The 19,409-nt window shown below is 35.0% G+C and carries 16 protein-coding genes; 13 read left to right on the plus strand and 3 right to left on the minus strand.

Annotation, left to right across the window (positions count from 1 at the left end; all coding sequences use genetic code 11):
* The first annotated feature begins 6 nt into the window (after nucleotides 1-6).
* Complete coding sequence (locus HDF25_RS05460) at nucleotides 7-3,192, plus strand: SusC/RagA family TonB-linked outer membrane protein (protein ID WP_184623590.1); 3,186 nt, start codon at nucleotides 7-9, stop codon at nucleotides 3,190-3,192.
* Between the two features lie 11 nt (nucleotides 3,193-3,203).
* Complete coding sequence (locus tag HDF25_RS05465) at nucleotides 3,204-4,592, plus strand: RagB/SusD family nutrient uptake outer membrane protein (protein WP_184623592.1); 1,389 nt, start codon at nucleotides 3,204-3,206, stop codon at nucleotides 4,590-4,592.
* A gap of 46 nt (nucleotides 4,593-4,638) precedes the next feature.
* On the opposite strand, the gene HDF25_RS05470 is transcribed toward HDF25_RS05465, so the two are convergent.
* Together HDF25_RS05470 and HDF25_RS05475 are read right to left on the minus strand one after the other, a co-directional pair.
* Entirely contained in the window at nucleotides 4,639-5,085 is a 447-nt protein-coding gene (locus tag HDF25_RS05470; RefSeq protein WP_184623594.1) for a hypothetical protein, read from the minus strand.
* A gap of 157 nt (nucleotides 5,086-5,242) precedes the next feature.
* Nucleotides 5,243-5,839, minus strand: a complete 597-nt coding sequence (locus HDF25_RS05475; protein ID WP_184623596.1) for a Crp/Fnr family transcriptional regulator — start codon at nucleotides 5,837-5,839, stop codon at nucleotides 5,243-5,245.
* 359 nt (nucleotides 5,840-6,198) lie between these two features.
* Here HDF25_RS05475 and HDF25_RS05480 point away from each other — a divergent pair, with 359 nt between their 5' ends.
* The 10 genes from HDF25_RS05480 (at nucleotide 6,199) to HDF25_RS05525 (ending at nucleotide 15,784) form a co-directional block, all read left to right on the plus strand.
* Nucleotides 6,199-7,455: a hypothetical protein gene (locus tag HDF25_RS05480; RefSeq protein WP_184623598.1), complete on the plus strand. Its 1,257-nt coding sequence runs from the start codon at nucleotides 6,199-6,201 to the stop codon at nucleotides 7,453-7,455.
* Nucleotides 7,456-7,663: 208 nt separating this feature from the next.
* Nucleotides 7,664-8,212 carry a hypothetical protein gene (locus tag HDF25_RS05485; protein ID WP_184623600.1) on the plus strand — a complete coding sequence of 183 codons (549 nt, stop codon included), beginning with the start codon at nucleotides 7,664-7,666 and terminating at the stop codon, nucleotides 8,210-8,212.
* Nucleotides 8,213-8,280: 68 nt separating this feature from the next.
* Nucleotides 8,281-8,769, plus strand: a complete 489-nt coding sequence (locus tag HDF25_RS05490; protein WP_184623602.1) for a hypothetical protein — start codon at nucleotides 8,281-8,283, stop codon at nucleotides 8,767-8,769.
* An 864-nt stretch (nucleotides 8,770-9,633) separates the two neighbouring features.
* Nucleotides 9,634-9,795 carry a hypothetical protein gene (locus HDF25_RS05495; RefSeq protein ID WP_184623604.1) on the plus strand — a complete coding sequence of 54 codons (162 nt, stop codon included), beginning with the start codon at nucleotides 9,634-9,636 and terminating at the stop codon, nucleotides 9,793-9,795.
* A gap of 257 nt (nucleotides 9,796-10,052) precedes the next feature.
* Complete coding sequence (locus tag HDF25_RS05500; RefSeq protein ID WP_184623606.1) at nucleotides 10,053-10,295, plus strand: hypothetical protein; 243 nt, start codon at nucleotides 10,053-10,055, stop codon at nucleotides 10,293-10,295.
* The gene (locus HDF25_RS05505) at nucleotides 10,285-10,929 is read left to right on the plus strand and encodes a hypothetical protein (RefSeq protein ID WP_184623608.1); all 645 of its coding nucleotides are present in this window, start codon (nucleotides 10,285-10,287) and stop codon (nucleotides 10,927-10,929) included. Before HDF25_RS05500 ends, HDF25_RS05505 begins: the two co-directional genes overlap by 11 nt.
* A 24-nt stretch (nucleotides 10,930-10,953) precedes the next feature.
* The gene (locus HDF25_RS05510; RefSeq protein ID WP_184623610.1) at nucleotides 10,954-11,463 is read left to right on the plus strand and encodes a peroxiredoxin family protein; all 510 of its coding nucleotides are present in this window, start codon (nucleotides 10,954-10,956) and stop codon (nucleotides 11,461-11,463) included.
* Nucleotides 11,456-13,588, plus strand: coding sequence for a peptidase domain-containing ABC transporter (locus HDF25_RS05515; RefSeq protein ID WP_184623612.1), 2,133 nt, complete (start codon nucleotides 11,456-11,458; stop codon nucleotides 13,586-13,588). Before HDF25_RS05510 ends, HDF25_RS05515 begins: the two co-directional genes overlap by 8 nt.
* Nucleotides 13,589-13,610: 22 nt before the next feature.
* Nucleotides 13,611-15,086 (plus strand): DUF5687 family protein, encoded by a 1,476-nt coding sequence (locus HDF25_RS05520; protein ID WP_184623614.1) that lies wholly within the window; start codon nucleotides 13,611-13,613, stop codon nucleotides 15,084-15,086.
* 2 nt (nucleotides 15,087-15,088) lie between these two features.
* Nucleotides 15,089-15,784, plus strand: a complete 696-nt coding sequence (locus HDF25_RS05525; protein ID WP_184623616.1) for an ATP-binding cassette domain-containing protein — start codon at nucleotides 15,089-15,091, stop codon at nucleotides 15,782-15,784.
* A 72-nt stretch (nucleotides 15,785-15,856) separates the two neighbouring features.
* On the opposite strand, the gene HDF25_RS05530 is transcribed toward HDF25_RS05525, so the two are convergent.
* Complete coding sequence (locus HDF25_RS05530) at nucleotides 15,857-16,717, minus strand: CPBP family intramembrane glutamic endopeptidase (protein ID WP_184623618.1); 861 nt, start codon at nucleotides 16,715-16,717, stop codon at nucleotides 15,857-15,859.
* Between the two features lie 277 nt (nucleotides 16,718-16,994).
* On the opposite strand from HDF25_RS05530, the gene HDF25_RS05535 reads away from it, so the two are divergent.
* The gene (locus HDF25_RS05535; protein WP_184623620.1) at nucleotides 16,995-19,397 is read left to right on the plus strand and encodes an outer membrane beta-barrel family protein; all 2,403 of its coding nucleotides are present in this window, start codon (nucleotides 16,995-16,997) and stop codon (nucleotides 19,395-19,397) included.
* Nucleotides 19,398-19,409: the final 12 nt, after the last annotated feature.

The following is a 19,409-nucleotide window of genomic DNA, read 5'->3' on the forward strand; positions in this document are numbered from 1 at the left end:
AAAGAAATGAAATTCAAATACTTTATCATCATAGCCATATTTATAATCCCATCCTTGCATACTTATGCTCAAAAGAGGGTAGAGATTATAGGGTTATTAATAAATGAGAATAATAAACCCATAGGTGGTGGAACAGTCCTGTTTTTAAAAAGTGGTACATCTACGCAATCGGATCACTCCGGTTCTTTTAAATTACAGCTCAGAGTTTCCTTTGATACACTTAGAGTAAGCTGTGTAGGCTATCAAACACTATTAGTGCCGGTAACTACAAATAGTGCATTACCAATTGTTATTTTCTTGAAGACATCAAATACTGAGCTTAAGGAGGTAGTGGTAAGTACAGGGTATCAAAATGTTCCCAAGGAGAGGGCAACAGGCTCCTTTTATAAACTTGACAACAATTTGCTTAATCAACGGGTGAGCCCGGATATTTTAACCAGACTGGATGGTTTGACAAGTAGTTTGTTGATTGATAAAAGAAGACCTGAAGAAACTACCATACAAATCCGGGGATTGAGCACATTAAATTATGAATCCATGTCGCCTTTAATTGTCCTGGATAATTTCCCTTACTCCGGGAATATCAATAATATCAATCCTAATGATATAGAGAGTATAACTGTGCTTAAAGATGCTGCGGCATCATCAATTTGGGGCGCAAGAGCTGGAAATGGTGTGATTGTAATCACCACAAAAAAAGCAAAGCTAGGTCAGCCACTTCAAATTGCTTTTAATGCGAATCTTACTATTTCTGCAAAACCCAATTTATTCTCCGCTAAACAAATGTCGGTCAATTCGGCTATTGATATCGAAAAATTCCTTTATTCAAAAGGTAATTACGACGCATTATTTGACGATAGCACACATCCACCCATCCCGCAGGTAGCAGAAATACTAAGAAATTCTGCAACTACTCAGCAGGCTGAACTTAAAATCAATGAGTTAAGAAATAGCGATATTAGAACTGACATGCAGAAGTATCTGTATAGACCCGCATTTAGTCAGCAATATGCTCTTAGTTTATCTGGTTCGGGAAACAATATTAGGTACCTGTTTTCTGCTGGTTACGATAAGAATAATAGTGAGTTAATTGGAAATGGAAACCAAAGGTTAACCCTGAGAACCGATAACACAATTGCCCTCACTGGTAAATGGCAACTTCAGCTCGGTGCAATATTAACTAGTGCCAATAGCACTTCTAACAGTCCGGGTGGTTACGGAAGTTATTATACTAGTTCTGGCGGAATAATTTCACCGTATACAAAACTTGTCGATAAAAATGGGAATCCAGCATCACTAGACCTGATATATCGGGGACTTTTTACAGATACCGCAGGTCATGGTAAATTATTAGATTGGAAATACCGCCCCTTACAAGAATTAATCAATAATGACAACACTTCCTCACTTACTGATGTTTTAATAAATATAGGAACTGCTTACCGTTTAACTAACTGGCTAAATATTGATTTCAAATACCAATATCAGCAGTCATGGAATAAACAACTCAGAAACAATAACCTAAACTCGTTTTACGCTAGAGATTTAATCAACAGGTTTACGCAGCTATCCGATTCGCAGATTAAATACATTATTCCTAAAGGTGGGATTCTTAATTCCTCTGACATCATCAGTAGAACTCAGGGAATTCGAGGACAATTGAATATAAACCACTCCTGGGGCTTGAAACATAATTTATCGGCTATTGCAGGAACTGAAATAAGAGCGATAAATAATCAGGGAATTGTATTGAGTACCTATGGATACGATAAAGCTAGCTTATCTCAGACAGCAGTTGATTACAACACCGCTTACCCAACCTACAACGATATTAATGGTAATAGTTACGTACCCGGAGGTACCGATCTGAGCGGTGGCGTTAATCGTTTCGTTTCTGTATACGCCAATGCAGCTTATACATATAACGACAGATATAGCTTTTCGGGAAGTGTCCGCAGGGATGCGTCTAATTTATTCGGTATCAATACCAATCAAAAGTGGGTGCCATTATGGTCGGCCGGAGCTTTATGGAGAATAGATAAAGAAGCTTTTTACAAGCTGGACTGGTTATCACAATTGAGCTTACGCCTTACTTATGGCGTAAGCGGAAATCTATCTCCTAATGCCACCGCATTAACTAAAATCAATTATTATGATGCTTCTCTTTCTCCGATAAAGATTCCTTTTATATCTATTATAGCTCCACCTAATCCTTATCTGAGATGGGAACAGGTTAAGACCTGGAATTCCGGTTTAGATTTTACAACCAAAAATGGACGTATATCCGGTTCTGTAGAACTTTACAAAAAGAAATCAATTGACTTAATGAATAGTGTTTTATTTGACCCAACAACTGGTGTCACAGGCGCTGTGCAAAATTCTGCCAGTATCAATTCAAATGGAGTCGATGTGGTGGTTAACACTTTAAATCTGAATAATGAATTCAAATGGAAATCAACTTTACTTTTTAACTATGTCTCCTACAAAGTAGTTAAAAATTTAGATTCCCCTTCGCCAGATGGTCTGATCAGCAATGGAAATATGATTTTCCCCATCCTTGGTTATAATCCTTACGTTATTGTGAGCTATAAATGGGCGGGACTTGATCCAAAGACAGGTGACCCAATGGGATATGTGAATGGCCAAATCAGTAAAGATTATGCGGCAATCGCTAAAAATTCAATAGACCAACAGGTAGTTCACGGATCTGCATTACCTCCGGTTTTTGGAACATTTAGGAACACATTTGAATGGCGAAATTTTAGCCTCGCGTTTAATATCATCTATAAGTTTGGTTATTATTTTAGGCGACCATCACTGAATTACACCGATCTTTTTACTATGGGAAAAGGAAATCCAGAAATTGACAAAAGATGGCAAAAAACAGGTGATGAATTGATCACCAATGTGCCCTCATTGATTTATCCAGCGATACAACTTAGAGACAATTTTTACAATGAATCTGAGATAAACGTGGAGAGGGCTGACCATATTAGATTAGATGATGTTTTTATAGGCTACAATATCACACCAAAACCTTCTCAAGTTTTTAAATCCATCCAAATTTATTTTTATAGTAACCGCTTGAATCTCCTGATCTGGAAAGCAAATAAGGCTGGGCTTGATCCAGATGTACTATATAATGTTAAACCACCTGTTTCTGCCTCAATTGGGGTTAAGGTCAATTTTTAATTCTTAAAGCTATGAATAATCAAACTTTTAATAAGATGGCAGGGATAACCGCTTGCTTATCATTCATTTTAATTCTCGCCATTAATTTTTCATGCAAAAAGTATCTGGAAGAAAAATCGGATAAAAAAATATCTACCCCATCTTCGATTACTGACCTGGAAGGACTCTTAGACAATTATGGAGCGCTAAATGCCCGTTTTCCATCTGCAGGGGAGATTAGTTCAGATAATTACTATTTAAAAGACGGGGATTGGTCTAATCTACCTGAACGCCAACGCAATTTTTATCTTTGGCAGAAATGGGACGACATTGGTGGAGATTGGCTGGCTCCTTATAATAACATTTTCTATGCAAATGTGATATTGGAAGTATTAAAGGACTTAAGTACCGATAATAATGCAAGAACTAAGCAAATAGAAGGAAGCGCTCTATTTATCAGAAGTTATAATCACTTTGTATTGTCTCAGTTATTTGCTGTCCCTTATGACGGGGCTACTGCCTCCCGGGATTTGGGTATCCCAATCAGATTAAAATCTGACCCGAATATATTTCCAACCAGAGTTAGTATTCTGGAAACTTATAACAGTATATTGGCAGATGCCAAGGCCGCATCTGGGTTATTATCACCAGATTTAACCCTGAAATATCATCCAAGCAGGCAAGCGGCTTATGCCTTAATTTCCAGGGTCTATCTGAACATGAGGGAATATGAGAAAGCCGAACTATATGCTGATTCCTGCTTAAGTATATCTAATAAGCTAATTGATTACAATTCTTTAATTGCAAACTCTGCCATTCCATTCGGGCAATTCAATGATGAAGTGATATATGATGCAAGAACTGCCCCGCCTACTGCATTATCTGCCTCAAAGGCGAGGATAGACTCTAATTTAACAGCTTCATATGAGCCGAATGATCTTCGTAAAACGGTCTTTTTTAAAACAAATCCTGATGGAACCAAATCTTTCAAAGGAAACTATACGGGATTAAGCTCAGCGGCATTGTTCTCTGGATTTGCAACAGATGAGATGTATTTGACCAGAGCTGAATGCCGCGCCAGAGCAGGAAATGTTTTAAAAGCAATGGAAGATTTGAATTTCTTACTTAAAACAAGATGGAGAATAGATCCAAAAACTCAAAAAACAACTTATGTTGATCAATTTGCTGCCAATAGTAATGAGGCCCTAAAAATAATTCTTCTGGAAAGACGAAAACAACTATTGTATAGAAATATCCGATGGTCAGATCTTCGGCGGTTAAATAAAGAAGAAAGATTTGCCCGATCAATTTATAGACGTATCAACAACAAAATAGAAGAGCTTTTGCCGAATTCTGCACGTTATACTTTGCAGATTGACAGGCAAGCGGTAAACTTAAGTGGTGTGATTCAAAATCCATAATGGATTAGTAGAAGGTGTATGCAATATACACCTTCTTTTTTCCCGATTAATCCCTCATGCTAATGCTAGAAAGGGTGGGAGTGGCAGCCTGTTCCGATAGCCAAAGATCGGATTTGACTGCGTTAAACTGGGTGGCAACCGGTTGCTGTCCCTGAGGCTTATCAGTAGCCAGATAGACGCCACAGACGTGATTTGCCCCATCACAAGAAAGATTGCTTCTTTGATAGTTGGCTATATTCTGTATGTCTGCCTGGGAAGTGGAGCTGGAAGTATAACGGTAAAAATATTGTAGAACCTTTTTACCAGTAATCGCTTTACTAGTATCAGCTGATTTAAATGCAAACGTAAAGCTAATAGCAATTAATAAAACTAAAGATGCAATAGCACTTAGCCATGCTTTTTTACTTGTTTTCATAATTTTGGTAATTAAGATTTGTTTGAAGAATTTAATAATGATGTTCCAATCCAGTAGGGGGAACCCCTTTTTTGTCATGATCCTCCTTCCTTTTTATTCAATAATTGAACTAACGGTGAATTAAAGTTCGGAATCAACCGAAGGAAAATGTCAGACATTTGAGGTGAAATGACTGGACATTTAGGCTTGAAAAAAGGGGTAAATGTCCGCAGCATTCCGGACAGGTAATGATGCATTATTTTCCAGGAGATTGACGCTTGCGAAGACGGCTAAGGGTTTTTACACTGATCTTATGATATTGGGCAATATGTTGAATTTCTACGCGATTATAAATGTCTGGGTGTAAGTTCTCCAGTTTTTGAACACGGTGGATTGCTGGATATCCAAAGTCTGATATACAGGCTAACCGGAGTTTGTCATAATGACTTCGGATGTTTTCGGTTAACAATTCCACTTCCGGAAATTCAGTTCTAATAGCCGTAAGATCTGCGAAGGCTATGCCTACAAAATGAGTGTCCTCTAATAAGATGATGTAGCTTGGGGACGGCTCCCTGCTAAATAGTCCGGGGGTGGTATATGGAAAATCCTTTTCAAACCAAAGGTTAGTGGTAGTTTCTGTTAAGGTGATCTTGTCGACAGCTAATTCCATTGCAGATCCTTTGTAAATGAATAACCCTGAATCCTGGATCTGTTTATAGTTTAAAACCCTGGTTCCCTTTTTATAGGTTACCTCATATAATTTCTCCAGAACTTTTACCTTAAATCCAGAAGATATTTTTGGGAAATATCTTTCAAATTCTTCGAACAATATCTTATAAGCGGGGTTTGTCATCGTTGTTAAACAGTTTACTTTTATATTACTACGTTGTCACTAATGCCTGGCTATTATCCAATAAAGTGGTTCATTTTGTTCAGGATTTTTAGGGAAAATTCTTAACAATTGCAATAAACAAATATTTTATTGACAATCTTCGTGACACTTTAGACTCAAAATAATGTAACACTTCAGTAAAATGTGCCTTTTAGATATTGTTTAAGTAGATTAATCATGACAAAAATAAATTATTTATTTAGTCACGTAATTGCGATATTTAATATATGTATTACACATTAATGAAAGTATGATGCTTGGTCGTCCCTTCAGAATTGATCGGCTTTAGGCATTGGTTAGGAATCTCAGAAAGGAAAATATTGATAGTTGATTTTATTCGCCTAAATGCCTTGATTAAGGCAGCCTCCGAGCTGCAAGAAGATTGTTATCGTTCCAGGACGTGCCACAACCAGGTCGTTGCGTTGAAAACAATGTGGAACGAGGTTATGATTGATTTGGAGAATAGAATAAGAGAGCAAGATAACCGCGTTAAACTTTCAACTGTTATTAGGATAGCACAAAATAACCTTACCGAATTTGCAGACCATATTTATCGCATTTATCAATTCGGTGGATCTTGTTCGGGTAATTACTGTTTAGAAATTAAAGACCTGCTCAATGATATGGGCACAGAAACCATGAAAATTCTTAAATTTCTTCACGATAATTATGCTGCATATTTTGATGTAAATGCAAATGTGCCGGTTTGGTTGATTTATAATAATAAGGCGGCTATTCCTATACACAACACTATCGTAGATGCGATGGAAGCAGGTCGCATCAATTCAGAGCTGATCTTGATTTTAGATAGTTATCTAGAGGCACTTCATCAACCTGGAGGGGTTAGAATCAGATGTTGGAGACAGTTTTTTTATATGCAAAATTTGGTTACTGAACTCACTCTTTATCTGGAGCAGTCAGCGCCAGCCGAAACGATAAAATTGGTTAAGCTGCTGATAGGGTACGACTTTAATCCTCTTCCGTTTTACGAGTTTTTCCTTGGCTATGCACTTACAATTGTGAGTCCGGATATACCTTACGAGGACCAGGAAATGGAGTGGCTGATTCTGCTTAAAACCATCGATAATATTCGACCTGAGGTAAAAGCTGGTTACAATACTGAAGCCCCTTCGATTCTGGGATCTATTTCCGGTTACATTCAAAGGGAGCTTGACACCATTGCGAAGATGAAAGCTGTAATGGCACCTTATCCTTTAAACGGGAAGGATAAACGTGGATCAAATTACTATTTTTCAGTGTCCACGACAATTGAAGAGCTGTTTTTTCTGATCAGGGTAATGCTTGATGTAAGTTTCATCAAAACGAGGTATAAAGCCAATCTCTACAGCTTTGTTGCCAATCATATCAAAACTAACCGATCGGGTAATCCCTCAGCGCAATATATGCGGAATGTTTTTGGACTCAATAAGGTGGTACCGGTAAGAGTTGTGAAAAAAATCCGCTTTTGGCTTGTCGCAATGATTAGCCATATCGATTCTAATTTTAGCGACCATTTGAAATTATGGTTCTTTGGTTTATTAACCTTGCCTGATATTCTGGAATTTTTGGATATCTGATTTCTTCGCTTACATAGGGGAACGGATCGTTTGCGTAATATTTAGTTAACAATCAGAGTAATATATTATTTATTAGGAATAAATTAACCATCTTCCTGGTATAGTTTTATTTATCACTATCAGTTGTGTTATCCTATATTAATGGTGCTGAAAGAGCCTCATCAACAAATTCCACGGGGACTAAATGCCCTGAGTAAACGAAACGAATATGAAATTGCATATTAGATTTATTTATTTCTTTATAATTATGGGATTGCTACCCCTTTTATCTCATGGCCAGAACCCTGAAGATAAAGTAGGAAGACCACTTTGGAAAAAGAGTGTTGATTCTATCTTTATGAAATCCAGTGAGCCAGAGAAGGTTTTAAAAGATAGTGTTGCTTTATATTCGTTTTGCCTCAATTTGGAAATTATTAAAGATCAAAAACGTAACAAATCTAAAGTAGTTCGATTATCAGTAAATGATAGCATAGTATATAGGTTATTTCCAGCTTATAAGAAACTCTATGCTATCAACTATACCTCGTTACTCAGAAACCAGAAGAAAGTCAATCTGGTGATCCCCATTATTATCTCAAATACCTCACCTAAGGCAGCGAGAAAATATAATAGGCAAGGAGATCTATTGATTGATATAGAATCAACAGAGACAAATTTTCAGAGATCTTTTTCGTCAATAGTGCCAAAAAACAAAGGGTGGCTTGAAGATGGGGTAATTCTACCACCATATATTATTAGAATTTTAAATATTCAGTAAAAAAAATGAGGACCCATCATCTTATTGACAGTACCTACCAATTTAATTAATCTAACAAAATTTAAAATATGAAGTATATCGTAATCAGTTTATTTATTTTATCTTTTTTCGGTTTTCAAAGAGCAAATGCTCAACAGAATAAAATTAAGCAGGATACTGTTTATTATAAATTGGATACCACCTCAGTTCCAATCAAGGACAGAATGTTTATTATGGATCAGGAAGCTAGCCTTAAGGAATATATTTTATTATGTAAATGTGATCCTTGGGGAAATGATCTGGTATTTTATTCAAATATTGATCGTCCAAATGAGACAAAAACCATTTCAAAAGAAATGTTTAACCAAATTAAAACGATCTCAATTACCCGGTTGATTGAAATTTGGACTCAATATGGTAAGGATAGGATTAATAAATACAAAATGTTTTTTATAATTCCGGATGGGAAACGCTATAAGATGACCAATGTCTATTTGTTCGGCCCACGGAAACCACAAAAGCCTATTGAGTGTTATATTATAATACCTCCTCCTGAAAAAAAAGGTGCAAATAATTGATGGCGTTTAAAGAGTTAAACTATAATATTCCTGACTGCTTAAGCCATATCAATTATTTAGAGTCCCATCCGGGACTTTTTTAAACATGATTTATTCCTGAATGGTATTCAGAGGAATATCGAGCTGGCTATTGATCCCTATTGAAGGGAATTTTGTCTTGTATTTTAAAACACGTTCTTAGGGCTGTGTCAATAACCGGCTTGAAATTAATGTTTTATATCCTCGATACTCAAGGTTCCTTCAGCCTCTAAATGGCCATAGCAAAATGATTAAGGAGCTCCTCGACCCTGCGTGAGAGCATTTTCTTATTATAAAGTAGGAATACTTTATATTTTGCGGTTACTGAGAGTTAATGTTGCGTGTCCTATTTGAATTGTTGCTCCTTTTTCCCATAAGTCACTGAAAACTTCCTTAGTAATCGCTATTGCAGGGATTGGATTCTGGACTCTTTTATAGGTTTTGTCATAAAGCTTCTTCTCTCACCTTTTGACAATCTCATTAAAAGCAGGTTCAATACCTTTGCTCAAAAGATCAATAAGTTTTGTGTTTTTTACTTCCAATATTATCTCTGGAGCCTTTTAACAATGTAATTGATGGTTTGGAGTATGGTGGCCATGGTATTTAATTTAGTGTTTTGATGGTAATTGGTTGATATTCTTTATGTTGTGTCCATTTTAATTTCTTTGATTATTGATTGGTGTAGTTATAATAAGCGTTTACCATGTTTATATTGTCATTCGTGTAATTTTTATTCAAATTCGAATTATTTGCAATACACTTACTTAGTAATAAGCATGTTGTGTTTATACAGGCGTAACCTGAAAGGCCTATAAAGAGTAAGGATCTAATAGTAAAATTATTTTTATGAAAAAATTAAGCTTAGACAAAATTGAAAATGTTAATGGTGGTGGATGGGCACGACTATTTGGATGTGGACTTGCAGGATTGGCCGCAGGTGCTGCTGTTGGTATGAACCCTATTATTGGTGGAATGGCAACGGCTTCGTGCTTTTTACTAAATAAGTAAGTGCTAGAATAGTGAAAATTTTAATATTGTTGATTTATAGAGGTGTACCTGAAAGTCCTATAAAGTGTAAGGATCTAATAATAAGCTTGTTTTTATAAAAAAAAAACAAGCTTAGACCTACTTGAAAAAGTTAATGGTTGTGGGGGGGGGTAACCTGGTTGGAGGAATGGCAATTTCTGCTAGTTTTTCAATAAACCTTTAATATCTAAAAAGGGTTAATATTTAAATATTAACCCTTTAATTTAATTATACATAGAATGACTACAGGATTTTTTACTTTATTTCAATTGATAATACTGATCGGTTTATTTGGTGGTAAAAATTCCAAACCTAACTTTTTAAGAATTATTTTAATTGGTGTTTTACAAATAATAATGGGTGTATTATTTCAAGATGGCATTACGAATAATTATATGTATTATATTTTCGGTGGTGGCTATATAGCGTATGGGATTTTTTTAATGTTTTATAATAAAAAGAAAGAATTGCGTGAATTATAAATTAAAAAGCAGTCACCTCTATATTTGCCTGGCACTTCTTAGTATAGCTATTACATTGATTTTCAATATGCTATTGGTTACCAAAAAAGTATACTTTAATACTTATAGTCAATTTGACAATACCAGAGTAGAAGAGATGTTCGATTTTCAACATAAATATATTTGGATCGGTTATCTGCTTATACCGGTTTGGTTATTAATCAAAACGTTTGTTGTAAGCCTAACCTTACAGATTGGTACATTAATACAGGGATTTAAACTTAAATTTTCTCAAACATTACGAGTTGCTTTAATGGCAGAGTTTATTTTTATACTACCTCAGATTATCAAATTATTCTGGTTTTTGGTTGTCCAGAAAGAATATACGCTGATAGATTTACAACAGTTTTATCCTTTGTCGGCTCTCAATTTTTTTAGTTTAAAAAATCTTTCAGTTATTTTTATTTATCCCTTTCAGACCTTTAATATTTTCGAGGTTTTATATTGGATTACCCTTGCAATAGGTATCCGGCTGGAACTGGATAAAAATGTTGACCTGGGTATTAAAGTGGTGTTTTCCGGATACATTCCTGCATTGTTCCTTTGGATACTCGTCATTGCATTTATAACTGTTTCCATATCACCGTTAAACTAAACAAATTTACTTATGAAGACGGGGATGAAAATAATTTTGATAGCTTTTACATGCCTAATAACTGGATTTCTGGTCTATAAAATCATTGATAAAAATGCCAGGAATAAACAAATAGCGCAAAACAAAGAAATCCTACCTGGCTTTAGCTTCTATTCACAGGATTTAAAAACTTTTAATAGCAATGGGGTGGATAAAGATAAATCGCTTTGCATATTTTATTATAACGCCGAATGCGATCATTGTCAATATGAAGCTAAACAATTAAAACACCATATTGATGCCTTTAAGAATGTACAAATACTAATGGTTTCGACTAATAAACCTGGCGATACGCAAAAGTTTGCAAAACAATACCAGTTAGCAGATTACCCATTTATCACATGGGTTTATGATAAAGATTTTAATTTCTATAAATGGTTTGGGAACGCTGTAACCCCCTCTGTCTATATTTATAATAACAAACAGCATCTGGTTAAGCAATATAGTGGAGAAGTAAAGATAGAAGCCATTTTAAGCCATCTTACTAATGATTAAAAGAGCTAAACAAACATTTGTTTTGCAGCAGGACATCAGTGACTGCGGTATTGCCTGTCTGCTTTCAATTACACGTTATCTGGATGGCGACAATAGTTTAGAGCACTTAAGACAATTAAGTGGCACTTCAGCTACTGGGACCACTCTTTTAGGCTTACATCAATGTGCGGATCAAATCGGGCTGGTCACCGAAGCTTTTGAAGCCGAAATTGAAAACCTAAAAGAGTTGAAAGATACAGCTATACTACACCTTACTTTAGAAGATGATTTAGAGCATTATGTCGTTTTTTACAATTTTAGTAATGATAACAATCATTTCCTGATCGGTGATCCTGCTAAAGGGGTTGAACTATGGACTGAGGATAAATTATTGAGGTATTGGAAAAGCAACATTCTATTAACTGTAAAACCAGCAGACAATTTTGTCAAAAGTAAACAGCAAATATTGCTAAAAAGAAACTGGTTTTTATCGTTGGTTACCGATGATATTAATTTGCTATTAATAGCCAGTTTTATTGGCGTTATCGTTTCTACATTGGGATTATCAACGGCTATATACATTCAAAAACTGATTGATGAAATTATACCGAAACACGAAACAAACCGTCTTTTTACTGGTTTGATAATTTTACTGATGTTATTAATTGCCAGAGCGGGAATTAGCTATTTGCGTCAGCACTTTTTACTTTTACAAGCGAAAGATTTCAACGAAAGGATTACGGGAAGTTTTGTTGAAAAACTATTGCAGCTTCCTAAGCTGTTTTTTGATAGCCGAAAAACAGGAGATTTGATTGCCCGTTTAAATGATACTATACGGATACAACATAGTGTGGCATATTTAAGCGGAACATTTATAATTGATTTCCTAGTTGTTATTGTTTCTTCTATCTATCTATTTTTATTTCACTATAGCATTGCCCTTGTAACCTTACTTTCTCTTCCAATAATGGGGATAATTGCCTGGAAATACAATGATATTATAATTGAAAACAATGGTGCCGTAATGTCCGCATACGCTGCCAATGAGAGTAATTATATAGACACTATAGGTGGAATAAGTATTATAAAAGCATCAAATAAAGAGGCATTATTTACAGAAAAAATGAGAGCTCATTTTGGCGCGTTCCAAAGTAAAACATTTGTTTTAGGTAGAACTAGTAATCGTTTTAACCTGATAGTTGAAATTACTGCCAGTGTACTTATTGTCGGAATTATCGGTATGGTTTCTTATTTTACAATACGAAAACAGTTCAAAATTGGTGAAATGATGGCCGTTTTATCCATTGTAATTGGTTTATTGCCTTCAAGTATACGTTTAATGTTAACGAATTTACAGATCCAGGAAGCAAAAGTTGCCTTTAACAGGATGTATGAGCTCACTGCAGCAAATATTGAAGTACATACTTCTTTTACTGAACCCATTGATTGGGATTACAATTTTGAGGAATTAGAAGTAAAGGATCTTAGTTTCCGATTTGCGGGGAGAAGCCGATTAATTAAAAATGGAAACCTTCTTATCGAAAAGGGGAAAATAACCATTTTATTTGGGGAAAGTGGCTCAGGAAAAAGCACTATTATGCAGTTATTACAGCGGTTCTATGAACAAGAATCTGGGAATATAACCATTAATAAAAAATTTCCCCTTGCGGAGATACCGATAAAGGATTGGAGGAATTTAGTTGCTGTTTTACCGCAGGAGGTCAAAATATTTAATATCACTATTGTTGAAAATATTTGCCTGTCTAAAGATAATGTTGATTTTAATGATGTGATTGCACTTTGTCAGAACCTAGGACTACTGGAGTATTTTAATCAATTTCCAAATGGTCTTTTTACAAAAATAGGTGAAGATGGATTAAATATTTCCGGTGGACAGAAACAAATAGTCGGTTTACTTAGGGCACTGTTTAGAAAACCTCAATTGCTGTTACTTGATGAAGCAACGAGCTCTTTAGATCCCAAAACTGAATTGTTCATCCTGGATTTGTTGGTTCAGCTAAAAAGCAAGATGGGTATTCTTTTAATTTCCCATAAAGAGGCCACTGCTTCAATAGCTGACTTTCAATATAAAATTGTTGCTGGAGATATAGATACAGTGAAAAACTTTGCAACAACAATCAGTTAATTTATCTAAGCTCCAATCGAATATGTATACAGCTTTTTTTAAACATCAGTGGATGGGTTTCTGGAGGTCCCGGGGTAAAGGCGGTGTTATTGCCGTCCAATTAGTGATGGGCTTTGTAGTTCTCTATCTGGTTTGCTTTTCAATTCTCGTTGGATATAATATGGAAAGCATAATAAAAGAAGTGTTTCCGGGCAAGGATGTTCTTATGGTTTTTAATGGAATGATACTCTATTATTTTGCTATTGATTTTCTTGTCAGGCTACAATTACAAGAGCTTCCCACTCTTGCAATCGTTCCTTATTTGCATCTCAATATTACGAAAAATAAGCTCATTTCTTTTCTAAACCTAAGTGCACTTTTCTCTATTTTTAATATTATCCCCGTATTGGTCTTCTTCCCTTTTGCTGTTTTAAAAATGAGTACTGATTATGGTTTGTTCTCTTTCATCATGTATTTACTCACTATTCTTTCGTTGGTGATTTTCAATAATTATGCTGCACTTTATTTTAAAAGGCTATCAATTGAGAATTTAAAAATGGCATTGATAGGGTTTTTGTTCTTGTGTACAATTGGTGCATTAGAGTATTTTAAGGTTTTCTCTATCGCTTCATTATCAAACACTGTATTTCTGGCTATCATACTCCATCCCCTGATCGCGCTTTTTTTTGTTTTTATGGCGACTAGCATCTTTGCAGTCAATACACGTTATTTGAGGAGCCACTTATATCTTGAAGAATTAAAATCAGCAGCCGAGCAGAAGACAAGTACTGATTACCCCTTCCTAGATAGATTTGGAGAGGCAGGTGTGTTACTTGCCTTAGAAATCAAATTAATATTACGAAACAAGAGACCCCGCTCAACTGCTTTAAAGTGTCTTCTTTTTCTTTTCTATGGTATTCTCTTTTATAAGCAAGAAGTATTAGACGCTAACCAATTTTGGATATTGCTATTTCCGGCAGTTTTTATGACGGGTAATTTGACGATGATTTATGGACAGTTGATGTTTGGCTGGCAAAGTGCTGAATTTGACGGACTATTAGCCAACAAAATAAATATGAAAGCTTTTTTTAAGGCCAAGTTTTTATTATTTACCATTTCTTCGACAATCCTGACTGTGATAGTCAGTCTTTATGGGCTGATGAGTTGGAAAATTTTGCTTGTTCAATTTGCTGCTTATTTTTACAATATTGGGATTAGCTCAGTCATAGTTTTATACTTTGCAACCATAAGTTATAAAGCTGTTGACTTGAGCAGAGGATCTATCATGAATATGCAAGGAGCTACTTTATCGAGGATGCTGCTGAGTTTTCCCATGCTGCTATCTCCCTATATTATCTATTTTCCATTGTCTCTTATTTTTAATCCTTTTATAGCGTTGTTGGGATTAACGATATTTGGACTAACGGGTTTACTGACACAAGGCTTCTGGATAAAACTGCTGATCAAAGAATTTAATAAAAGAAAATACAAAATTGCAACGGGCTTTAGAGAAAAATAAAAATGCTGGAAATTAAAAACTTAAAAAAAGAATATTCGGGACGTATTGTTGTAGATATTGAACACCTGATCATAAATGCTGGTGAAACTGTGGGTATAATTGGCAATAATGGTGCTGGTAAAACAACACTTTTCAGAATGTTACTTGATTTAATCCGTCCAGATGGTGGGGTAATATTATCTAAGGGCGATGTAATTGTAAGTAATGACCAATGGAAAAACTATACAGCGTCTTATCTTGATGAGGGTTTTCTGATCAACTATCTAACCGCAGAAGAGTATTTTATATTCATTGGATCTCTGCAGCAGCTAGGAGCAAGAGAAGTGTTCGATTATTTAAAGTCGTACGAAGAATTTTTTAATGGAGAAATATTGAGCAAGGGTAAATATATTCGTGATTTCTCAACAGGTAATCAGAATAAAATAGGGATTGTTGCAGCTCTTATGCAAAAGCCTGAGTTGTTGATTCTCGATGAACCATTTGCCAACCTTGACCCTACTACGCAGATCAGGCTAAAAGAACATTTAAAAACATTTAAAATGCGACATTTAACTACTTTAATTTCTAGTCATGACCTCAATCATATTACTGAAGTCTGTGAACGCATTATTCTATTTGAAAAAGGAAGGGTCATTAAAGATATTCAGACCAATGTGGATACCCTGAAAGAGCTGGAGGCTTATTTTTCACTTCAATAAATTTTGAATTTCTTGCTTTGAATAAGATTAAAGCCAGGAATGGCCTATTCAATGGAGTATTTATATAGCTTTTCAGTAATCTGTTTTTTTCTCAACATTCCATTTCCAAAACATTAAAGCAAGGATAGTGAGTACCATTACAAATGCAGTAATTACTGAACCTTCTAAACCAAAATTTCCGCCATTTACTATATTTTGTCCATTCAGTTCCTGATGAAATAGAGATTGCATTTTTAGCCCACTAACTGCAAATCCGAAAACTGAACTCTGAAAAAAATTCCAAGCCCAATGCAAGCCAATCGAAACCCAGATATTATAGTTGGAATAAATGAAAACCTGTGCCAAAAGTATCCCTGCCAAAAATATGTTTAACAGGCCAATTCCAGTAACGTTAGGGCTCATTACATGAAAAAGTGTAAAGATAATAGCAGAGATTAGAATAGCCGGTTTCTCAGCATTTTCAATCAGTAATAAATATCTAAATACAATGCCACGCATGAAGATTTCTTCTGATAATGATACAAATAGAAATAACAGGATACTTTGTAAACAATAGAAAAGCGTATACTGATCTGAAATTGATACGTGTACTTGTTGAAAGGCCAAAATGATGAGAAAAATAATCAGTATAAGGACAAGGCCTAAAAGAAACCCCTGTAATAATCCCATTTTAGATTTGAACATTGATTTAAACGCCGAAAAATATTTTGGACGAAGCATTAAATAATAGGCAAATGTTCCAAGAGATATTAATCCTGCCCCGGTTAATTCTACCTCTATTGGTATAATACCATTAAAGAAGGTCTTCAGATTAACTTTAAAAAAAACGAGCGGTATTATTTGTAAGACTAGTAAAATAAAAACATAAGTCATACACCAAAACCCGATTCTCATCAAGGCGAAAAATAATTTTTCTATCAGATTTTCTTTCATTACGAATTTCTTGTATAGGTATATTACAGTAAGTTAATAAGGTTTGATATTATAATGTTTGTAAATTTATAATATGTAATTTTAATTATGTGTTGATCTGGTTAAGTGAGTGTCTTGTATGTGTTAAATATATGTCTTTTTGATTTGTATTTGGAAGATGAATAGGATTTTAATAAATAAAATAGATCGGGAAATTGTTGATGGGGGATTAAGTAGGGCGGCAGCCTTTTTCTTTGATAAACAGCTAAACCACTGGAATAAATAGACTGACCACTACATGACGAAAAAATACATCTATATCGCGATACTGGTTTTCTTAAGCATGAATAAGATACATGCACAAGTACATGTGAGGGGGCAAGTTAAAGACGCCAATGACAAGCCAGTTGAGCTTATCGAAGTTTTACTTCAGAATAAGGATTCTTTACTCATAAAAAGTGAGCTGACAAATGCAGAGGGTAGGTTCATCATAATCGCTGAAAAGGGACAATACCTGTTATCGATAAAGCAATTAGGCGTCATCTTATACAGTAAAAAGATTGATTTAAATCAGAATCTTGATTTATCTGTCATTCAGGTGAAAGAAGGGCAGCATCAACTTAAAGAGGTTGCTGTCACTTTTAAAAAGAAGATCATTGAACGAAAAATTGATAGGATCATCTTCAACGTTGAAAATAGTATTTCCGCAGCTGGTGGTGATGCAATAGATGCGCTAAAAATCACTCCCTCCATTAAAGTCCAGAATGAAGCAATTACGATGATTGGCAAAAATAAAATGTCAATTATGATAGATGATCGTTTGATTGAGCTTTCAGGTGATGATCTGATTAACTTTTTGAAAACAATAAGGACAGATGATATTAAAAGTATTGAGGTTATTACTAATCCTCCGGCTAAATATGATGCAGAAGGAAATAGTGGGCTAGTGAATATTAAATTGAAAAAGGCCAAGCCGGATAGCTGGAATGCATCACTTAATAGCAGCTATAAACAATCGACTTATGCAACTTTAAGTAACGGAGGTAGTTTCAGTTATCAAAAGAAGAAGCTTTCCTTCTTTACCAATTTAAATTATGTCAATGGCTCAAAGAAAGGTTTGGAACAAGAGGAAATAGCTTACTCCTCCCAAACCTGGAATAATGAATTTAAAAGAAAAGCTTATACAAATATTTTTAGTGGCCGGGTCGGTATCGATTATAAGTTGTCAGAAAACTGGACAATTGGCGCTCAATATTTAGGCAGCCTTAACAAGCCAAGGACAGTTCAGGATGATCACAGCATAATTACCCATAATGGCACTCAAACTATAGATTCTCTGATTAACTCAAAATCGAACGATTTGAAGAAAACAAATTCTAGCTCTGTCAATTTCCATTCTATGGTCAAATTAGATAGTACCGGTAAAAATATCTCGTTTGACCTGGATTATTTTAATTTGGATAATCATATTAACAGGGATTTTCAAACACAGAACAGCTATGCTGATTTTGCTCCAACGCCGGGCGGATATCAATCAGCAACAAACTCAGGATTTCAGGATATAAATATTTATTCCGCTAAAATTGATATCACTGATCCCCTAAAGTGGATTAAATTGAGTTATGGGGGTAAAGTGTATTTCTCTAAAACAAATTATGATAACAAATATTTTGACACATCTACAGGGGTGCCATTATTTCAGACCAATCAAAGCAACACATTTCAATATACAGAAAACACACAGGCATTATATATCTCCGGAAATAAGAAGATTACAGACAAATGGGAAATAAAACTGGGTTTAAGAGTTGAAAATACACAAACGAAAGGGAATTCAATAACCTTAAACCAGATCAATACCAATAATTATATTCAGTTTTTCCCTACCACCTATATCCAGTATACCTCAAATGAAAATAATGCCTTTTCGTTAAATTTTGGGAGGCGATTAGCTAGACCCAGGTACAATGAACTGAACCCCTTTAAAGTTTATTATAATCCTTATAGTTATACTCAGGGCAATCCATTCCTATCGCCATCCTATACTAATAACATAGAATTTCAACACGTATATAAAGACATCCTATTTACGTCTTTATCATTTTCTAAGACCACAAATGGAATCGGAAATCCCCCGTTCTTTAATGAAGAAACTAAAGTACAGTACCTATTAGACCTGAACTACTACACTTCTAATAGCTATGATATAAGTGAAACCTACGTGTTTAACCATTTTAAATGGTGGGAAAGTGAAAACCAGGCAAATTTATTCTATAAAACTACCCACATCACAAAAGATATAAATCTGAAAGGAAATAGGGGATTAAGTGCTTATTTTTCGACCAATAACAGTTTCACGCTTAATAAAAATAAGACGGTGAAAGGTGAAGTTAATTTTTGGTATCAAGCCCCTGGATACGAAGATATTTATAAAACTGAATCTACTTCCAGCCTGGATTTAGGAGTAAAATTCTCGCTTTTGGATAATAGCCTACAATTAGCCTTTATTGCTCAGGATATATTCAAAACGAATATAACCAAATCCAAAACCACCTCAAGTAGTATTGGCTATCGCTTTTCTGACTATAATGACAGCAGGTACTTTAGAATCTCCATGTCTTATAAGTTTGGTAGCCGCAAGCTAAACCTTAAACAAAGAGGCTTTGGTAATGAAGAGGAAAAAAGAAGAGCAGACCAGTAAAATAAAGTTATT

Source organism: Pedobacter cryoconitis (assembly GCF_014207135.1).
Classification (GTDB): domain Bacteria; phylum Bacteroidota; class Bacteroidia; order Sphingobacteriales; family Sphingobacteriaceae; genus Pedobacter; species Pedobacter cryoconitis_D.